Genomic DNA, 7,412 nt, shown 5'->3' with positions numbered 1-7,412 from the left:
GGCCGGAGCCCGACTATCGGGCCGAGCCGGCGTACCGCGCGGAGCCGACCTATCGCCCGGAGTCGGGCTTCGGGGCCGAGCCGGGCTTCGGGGCCAGCCATCGACCCGGCCCAGCCGAGCAGACCCCCGCCCGACCCAGCCAGCGTCCGACCTTGCGTCAAGGCCGTCTTGACGTGACGGGCCGGGCGGCGGCCCGCTCCCCAGAGGGCGGGTCGACGGCAGACCGATGGTCATCTAGCACTAAGGCTTTGAGGGCGTCTTCGCACTCAAAGTGGGAAAGTATGGGTCGATCACCTTAGCGATTGCTGCGGCGCGGCGTAGTCGCCGTGCACGTTCATTGCTCCCGGATATGACGGCCGCATGATATGCAGGAGCGTCATCCTCCCACGCCGTTGGCTTCACGCCGTCAGACACGGCATCTACTGCCGCATAGAAGCTACGAAGGCTTTCACCGAGCGCATCCTGGTCAAGCAATAGCCTTGGATCCCGCCGGTATATCTCGACGACCAGCGTAAGAAGATCGTTCTTCTGCCATGCCCGGCTTCCGGGGTCTAGTTCTAGGCGATCAATCAAGTTCAGAGTCTCTTCGAGTTCGGCATGTAGCCGGTCCTTCTCCGGGAGGTCATCGTTGTATCGACGTAGAAACGCCTCGTGTTCCGAGTCGCGGTTGAAGTATCCAGACAGGAGCGTAATGAGAAGGGTTAGGGCCCAACGCACGTCATTCATCCGACGCACGTCGACGAGCGTGAAGACTCGGTGGTCTTCAAAGAAGGACCACTTCGAGACCTCTTCCGCAAACTGCTTGAGGGCGCCGTTGAATCGGGCGTTGTTTACTTCCATTGCGTTTAGTGAATAGTTGGTGGAGTTCATGCGGTGGAAGACGTCACGAACATCCTCGTCGCTGAGCCGACCTAGGTCCCTGACGACTACTTCGTAGTCCAAGAAAGCCTGCTTCTCCGGCTCCGACAAGTCCCGGTAACGTGGAACATCGCCCAACCGCAGGTCATCAGAACCGACGAAGTACTGGTAGAGCGTCGTGATCCTTTGCTGGCCATCCACAACAAGCTGAGTGCCTATGCCAGTCTCAAGGTCCACTTCGCCGTCGCAAAGAAAGATCTCGGGGAAAGGGTAGCCATCAAGGACTGTCTTGATGAAGAGCTGCTTATGACGAGCAGTCCACACGAGGCGCCGCTGGAAGTAAGGGCGGGGAACCAGCGTCTCCTCTCGGAGGGCCGTCATTAGCTCTCGCACCTTCTTGTTTGTGGCCGTAGTCTTCATGTGGCCAACTCCTCCCGGCACTGCTTCACAGCGACACTTTGATAATCTTCAAGCGCGTCTATCGTATACCAGACCGCTATCGTGACCCGGTAGTTGGATCGGCCGCTAGCCTGAAGAGCGGAACCCAGGTCAAAGAGGGTTGCCTTCAAGGATGTAACAGGCGAGTCGGGCAACAGGTATGGCTTGATTACGCCATTGACATGGTCATTCTTGAAATGGTTTCGATCATCTTTATCCCAGATGCCGCCCTGACGACTATATGAGCGCGCCTGCTCCCATAGCCGCTCATACAGGGAGGTTGAGACGATGGCCAAGTCTACGTCAGATTCATCGTTGAATCCCCTGTAGCGAGAGCCCGGCTTGATGCTAAACCCAAGCTTCGCTGAACCCACGATGTAGACATCTCGCGTCGGGGACACTTTGAGGATCTGACCCGCATATTCCCGTATCGAGCTGTAATCAACATCCGAAATGACAGTCGCCGAACCGAAGGTGACAACTTCTCGGACTATCTGGAGTGGCGAACCCTCCTGCAGCAACCGCAGCTTAAACGCCTCGACCGCCTTGGCGAGGTCCCCTGGGCTCAACTCCGGCACGTAGGGAGCGTACCTGTGTCTGGCCTTGGGGATGTCGCGGCAAATGCCAGCCGAAGGTGGGCCGCGACCAACTGCGATTCCCAACTGCCGCAATTGGGGTGAAACGGCACGTCGGGCGGGTGCCAACCCTCAGGGAAGCCGCAAGACAGCGGTTGAGGGGCAAGCGCCGGTTGATCACCTGCCGCTATCCTCCCCGTCATGACGCGTAGGCGCCCGACGAGGCGTGACCAAGCTCGGCAGGTCGAGGTGTTCGACCCACTGGCGCTCGGGAATCTCCAGGAGGTGTTGCGCGAGCGACTGGAGCGGGCCGAGCTTGACGACTTCCCACCTCGCGATTTCCTGGGCGCCGGGGTTTACGCCCTCTACTACCTCGGCGACTTCGATCTCTACGCACCTCTCAAGACCACCAAGCGCAAGGTCCCGATCTATGTTGGGAAGGCCGAGGCCGGGAACTCCAGCTATGGAGATCCCGCCAGTCCGGACGGCTTCCAACTCGTGCAGCGGATCAAGAAGCACGCGGACTCCGCCGCTGAGGCGAGCCAAACGCTAAAGGTCGCCGACTTCAAGGTCCGGTATCTGCCGCTTGACGATGCGTGGATCGTGCTTGCCGAGCGGGCGCTCCTACGCGAGTACCGGCCGGTTCTCTGGAACACCGTGATGCCCGGCTTCGGCGCGAACGCCCCGGGCTCTGATCGCCAGAACGCCCGGTCTATCTGGGATACAGTCCATCCGGGCCGGCCTCGTGCGGGGCGCCTATGTAACCGCCGGTTCACGTTGGCGGAGATGCGTGAGAGGGTCGACCTGGCAGTCGCCGCGTCGATCCTCGAAGAGGGACCGGAGCGGACTGCGGCTATTGACGTGCTGGACGCGTACCAAAAACGGCCGATCTGGCGCCCGAAGAAGAAGACCGAGAGCGGACCTAGGGTCGTCGTCCAGGACCAGGCTCGGTTCCTCTCCGAGATGGCGCGACTCGGCCTTGAGATCCCTGACCACCGGGTGGTGGACAACGAACTCGATCCGGCGGACGATCCGGAGGCCACCGCCGAGCAGAACACGCTGGTTGCCGAACAGTTGAGCATGGAGTCGGAGGCCGAAGGCCGCCTCATGTGACGGTGAACGGGGACGCTGGACTGATCTTCCTGTTCGCGTACCCGCCTAGTGCTCCGGCTCCGCGATGCGGGTCGGTGCGTAAGGCCAGCACGGCCTGTGCGATCCGGCTAGCCGCTTGCTGCGTGTCCTCGTGTTCCCATACCCGGATTACCGTCCAACCCGCGGCGGCCAGCTTCTCGTCGGTCTGTGCGTCGCGGTTCCGGTTGCCCTCGATCTTGCTTGACCAAAACTCGCTGTTGCGCGTGGACGGACGGTAGTGCCGAGGGCAGCCGTGCCAGAAGCAGCCGTCAACGAAGACGGCGATGCGTGGGCCGGCGAAGACAAGGTCAGCTTTTCGCCGCAGTCCGGCCAACGGTTGGCGGTCTACCCGGTAGCGCAGCCCGAGGGCGTGTACGGCTGAACGAAGGGCCATCTCTGGCCGGGTATCGCGGGAGCGGTTGGCGCGCATGACGCTACGTACGGCTGGAGATGAAGCCCAAGACTGCGCCGCTTCCTTCGGCCGCTGAAGCGAAGCCAGTCCGAGGCTCAGGGCGTGTCGCCATGCCTGCGCGAGGTTTTCCTCCCGAGTGTCGCAGCCGACCTGGCAGACGTATCGCTCGCGTGTCTTCCGCCCTTCCGGCCATCGAAGGTACGCATACACGCGCCGGGACTTAGGTGGAAGCCGCAGGCAGATGGAGGCTAGGACAGTCCGGCCTGAAGACCCGGGTAGGTACCTGTTCTCTCGCCCGCCCGCAGCTGTGTCCTGTTCATCGGCTCGTTCGCCGGCTGACATGCCCTTGACCGGCTTCCACGATGAGTCGGTGGGCGGGGCGTCCCGCCATTGAGTGGCCATAAAACGATTGTCGCCTATGCCTGCTCGCTCGCCCGCTGCAATGCTTTCGCCACCGATTCCGCCATCGCCCGTCCGAGCCCCACCGGGACAGCATTGCCGAGTTGACGCATCTGCTCCCCGCGCGGGCCGTCAAGCCGCCAGTCGTCCCGAAACGTCATCACCCGGGCGGTCTCCCGGACCGTCATGTATCGGATCGACCCATCATCGAGCCGCATCACACTCTCGCCACCCGGCACGCCATGAACGCCCGCCTTAACCGTCTTGGCCGGGCGGTCTAGGTCGTTGGGAGTGTGACCCGGGTACTGACGAGCGCCGGGCCAGCCGACGTGGTGCAGCCAGTCAGGGTGTTCAATGTAGTCGCCTACAGGCTCTGGAAGACGCAGGGAGCGCGATTCTGGCGATGCTGGCCAAATCGCGTCTCGCAAGGTCCGCCAGCGCGGCTTGCCGTCAGACAGTGGCAGCACTTCCGGCAGCAGATCCTCCCGCAGCGGGACGCCATGCTCCTCCCAGTACTCCCCGCTGTCCTGGGCATGCTTCAGCGCGAGCTCCGAGTGAGTCGGTTCCGGGAACTCCCAGTCAGCTAGCCCGAGATCCTTGCGGAACGCTACGACGAACACCCGCCACCGCACTTGCGGAACGCCGTAGTCCGCCGCGTTTACGAGCTTGTACTTGACGTCGTACCGCTCGGTGAGGTCCACGTCATGAGCGCGGAGGGCTTTGGTCAGGCGCTTGTCATGGTCGTTCCAGTCCTCACCCTCGATCCGCTCCTCGAACGGCGCCGACAGCTCCCGGATGATGTAGTCGTAGTACGGCTTGAACGACGGGCGCAGCAATCCCTTGACGTTCTCCGCCACGATCGCTCGCGGCCGAGTTTCCCGCACGCACCGGAACAGCTGCGGCCAAAGGTTGCGGGGATCATCGAAGCCCTTGTGAGCGCCCCCCAAACTCCATGGTTGACACGGCACCCCACCGGCGACCACGTCAACCTCGCCCAGCCACCGATCGAAGTTCACTTCCCCCACGTCGCGCTGTCGCAGCGGCCAACGGTCACCCAGCAACTTAGGTAGGGGGGACCCCTCTTCGTAGTCGACGGCCCCGTTCAGCCGGAGCGTCCCACACGCCCGCCGCTCCAGCTCCACGGCCAAGAGGTGACGGAACCCAGCCTCATGCATCGCCAGAGCCAAGCCGCCGCCACCCGTGAACAGTTCGATGCTGGTACCCACACCCGGGCCTGTCTTGGCGGTGGGCTTCTTGCGGCGTGTCATGAGGAAACAATACCGCGGATTTTGATCAAGTACTCGATCGTGTGTGCGTGTCGTGAAGAACCTCTCGCCGTGAGTCCAGCGCCCGCCCACCGGGCCGCCGTCAGCGAGAAGTCAGCGGAAGGTCCGACAACACACGAGTACCGATGGCAAGGACGGCAGAGTCAGCGACGCGAAGGCCACTCACCGAGTCTGGTTGGCCGAGGTTCACTGCGTGGAGCCGCCTTTGAGAAGCGGGGCCGCAGGGACTTGGGTCATGGTCATCGCACGACTCGGTAGAACCTAGACTCTCTGCGAGCACGGCAACGGGAGGCAGCCATGATCGAGAAAATTCTGCGGGTGCTCGGTGGCACCGCGTCTGCCCCCACCCGCAGCAACACTCGGATGGCCTACCACTGGCGGTGCTCGTGCGGTGCCCACTCTCGCGGTCCGGACGGTTGGCCCTTTTCACTGGAGGCGGAGAACGCCGCCCAGCGGCACCAGTGGAAGAAGGGTGTCGGACACCAAATGCCGGAGGTCTACTCGACCCAAGAGGAAGTCTCGTAGACACTCCGGCTAGCTTTCCTCCTAGACCAGCGTGACGGCTGACAGCGCCGTCGCGTCCTCGGAGCTCACCGCTAAGAACCTGCCCGAACTGCTTTCGGCAGCAGCGGTGACAGCAACAGCACCAGACGACGACGGGCGGAAATGCGCAGCGATGGACCCCGCCCCGAGGTCCCGACCACCGACGGACGAGCACAGACGAGCTGCACAGAGCTTGTAAGCGAGAGGTCGGCGCCGCTTAGGGCGAGAGCAGGCGACCGCGAGGACATCAGCGGACACGTGGCGGCCATCGGACTGAGTGGGGGCGGTAATGGGCGCTGCTCTGGTCGGGGCGGCGACAGTTGAGAGATTGTCCGTCAGTCATTTTTCCGAGCATGTCGGCGCATGGGCCCTACTTGTTGTTCCTCATGCTTCCCCAGAGAAGCCAATAATCACTGTCGGACAGGTCTCGCCTTGCGGCAACATAGTCCCGAATAGCGAGGCCGGCCTGCACAAGTGATGCACTGCCAACTCCAGCAGCCACGGCCTTTAAAGACGAAGGGCCGAGAAATGATGCGACGGTCACAATCGAGCCAAGTCCAGTGGCCCCACTCTTCCAAGAGATCGCGCGTTGTTGTTTGCGGAAGGTTCTGTGTAGGCGGCTGGTCGCGGCGGCCAGATCGTCCAGAGCGGTTAGTAGCGTGTCGCTATCGCCCGGCGAAGACGGGGAGATCAGGCGAGCCACCGCTCGATCATATAGAAAGAAGGACTCGTCGTCGTCCATTAGGCGCACGAATGCATCGATGTCAACCCCGAACAGCCAAGGGGTGCGGAGGAACTGCCGCTCGACGGCGTCGCCACCATCGGATTCCGTCGCTTTCCGGAGTCTCTCCCATCCAGCTCCACTGCCCTCTACCCTTATGAAGGAAGGAGCTACGTCCAGTGCTCTGCTATCGACTATGTTGTGTCTGAGAACCCCAATCGATTCGACATCCTCCTCGTAGCGAATGCTGGTCGGCAAGAGCTCAGCGAGACCACGGGTAAGAGCAGACCGCAAGATAACGGCTTGAATGAGGAAGTCCAGCGGTACCATGTAGACATTGCGAGGCATGCCCAAAAATTCTGAGTCCCGGAACGGGGCCGATCTGAACGTGACGCGACCCGGGAAGAGGCATGCGTATGCACCGCGCATTCGGAAAACCTCGTCCGTGGGCGTCCAGTCATTAAACCACCACGCGCTGTACGGTGGGTCGTACAGAATCCGGTGCCCCTTGCCCTGCTGGATCTCGTGGACGCGCCCCTTCAGTCCTGCGTGAACGAGAGAATAAACGTCCGCTACCCAGGGAAATGTATATGATGTTAAATACAGGCAGCCCTTATTCGAGTAGTCAGGGCGGAGCGAGTTGACATCGCGTGTGCTCCGTATTCCTTGCTGATCCAGCATCGCAAAGACTTCGCTATAGAAGAGTGTGCCTTGGCTTGTCATGGATCACTCCTCGCATTCTTGCGGCTATTTTGTCTGCCCTCGCAAGCGGCCTGGCGGGAGTCACTTCTGCCTCTAGCGGAGGAACTTGCCACTAAGCATCCCGGAATTCGCTTACGATGACTAGCCCCAGGCTCCTCCGGCGGGCACGACGGGGCTAGGTCGACGCCGATCCAGTGACAAGCATGGACTAGTGCTGACAGCACGTTCGGGCGGGCTTAACTGGGCTACTTGGGCGAGAGATCGACCCACCCCGCAACACTTGACAGCAACTGCAGCGAACGACGGCAGGCCGGTTGGCTCGGAGATGGACCTCGATCCGAATCGGC

General features: G+C 62.0%; 6 protein-coding genes. 1 reads left to right on the top strand and 5 read right to left on the bottom strand.

The annotated features are described in order from the left end of the window. Nucleotides 1-240 precede the first annotated feature (240 nt). Nucleotides 241-1,278 (bottom strand): DUF262 domain-containing protein, encoded by a 1,038-nt coding sequence (locus tag ACWCO3_RS28620; protein ID WP_450012994.1) that lies wholly within the window; start codon nucleotides 1,276-1,278, stop codon nucleotides 241-243. Continuing rightward, nucleotides 1,275-1,874, bottom strand: coding sequence for a hypothetical protein (locus ACWCO3_RS28615; RefSeq protein ID WP_450012992.1), 600 nt, complete (start codon nucleotides 1,872-1,874; stop codon nucleotides 1,275-1,277). Before ACWCO3_RS28615 ends, ACWCO3_RS28620 begins: the two co-directional genes overlap by 4 nt. A 198-nt stretch (nucleotides 1,875-2,072) precedes the next feature. Here ACWCO3_RS28615 and ACWCO3_RS28610 point away from each other — a divergent pair, with 198 nt between their 5' ends. Further along, on the top strand, nucleotides 2,073-2,984 hold the full coding sequence (locus tag ACWCO3_RS28610; RefSeq protein ID WP_450012990.1) for an Eco29kI family restriction endonuclease: 912 nt from the start codon (nucleotides 2,073-2,075) through the stop codon (nucleotides 2,982-2,984). On the opposite strand, the gene ACWCO3_RS28605 is transcribed toward ACWCO3_RS28610, so the two are convergent. The 3 genes from ACWCO3_RS28605 to ACWCO3_RS28595 all read right to left on the bottom strand — a co-directional run bounded on the left by ACWCO3_RS28605 (nucleotide 2,977) and on the right by ACWCO3_RS28595 (nucleotide 7,086). Continuing rightward, complete coding sequence (locus ACWCO3_RS28605) at nucleotides 2,977-3,756, bottom strand: very short patch repair endonuclease (RefSeq protein WP_450012996.1); 780 nt, start codon at nucleotides 3,754-3,756, stop codon at nucleotides 2,977-2,979. The genes ACWCO3_RS28610 and ACWCO3_RS28605 overlap by 8 nt on opposite strands. Nucleotides 3,757-3,830: 74 nt before the next feature. After that, nucleotides 3,831-5,081, bottom strand: a complete 1,251-nt coding sequence (locus ACWCO3_RS28600; RefSeq protein ID WP_450012988.1) for a DNA cytosine methyltransferase — start codon at nucleotides 5,079-5,081, stop codon at nucleotides 3,831-3,833. 931 nt (nucleotides 5,082-6,012) lie between these two features. Next, complete coding sequence (locus ACWCO3_RS28595) at nucleotides 6,013-7,086, bottom strand: hypothetical protein (protein WP_450012986.1); 1,074 nt, start codon at nucleotides 7,084-7,086, stop codon at nucleotides 6,013-6,015. Nucleotides 7,087-7,412 lie beyond the last annotated feature (326 nt).

It is taken from the genome of Micromonospora sp. NPDC002411, assembly GCF_053592955.1.
This window is presented reverse-complemented; position numbering and strand designations above follow the sequence as displayed.

Excerpts from the sequence above, each read along its gene's own strand:
- ACWCO3_RS28610 (WP_450012990.1), top strand. The coding sequence starts at position 2,073 with ATGACGCGTAGGCGCCCGACGAGGCGTGACCAAGCTCGGCAGGTCGAG.
- ACWCO3_RS28605 (WP_450012996.1), bottom strand. The coding sequence starts at position 3,756 with ATGTCAGCCGGCGAACGAGCCGATGAACAGGACACAGCTGCGGGCGGG.
- ACWCO3_RS28620 (WP_450012994.1), bottom strand. The coding sequence starts at position 1,278 with ATGAAGACTACGGCCACAAACAAGAAGGTGCGAGAGCTAATGACGGCC.
- ACWCO3_RS28600 (WP_450012988.1), bottom strand. The coding sequence starts at position 5,081 with ATGACACGCCGCAAGAAGCCCACCGCCAAGACAGGCCCGGGTGTGGGT.
- ACWCO3_RS28595 (WP_450012986.1), bottom strand. The coding sequence starts at position 7,086 with ATGACAAGCCAAGGCACACTCTTCTATAGCGAAGTCTTTGCGATGCTG.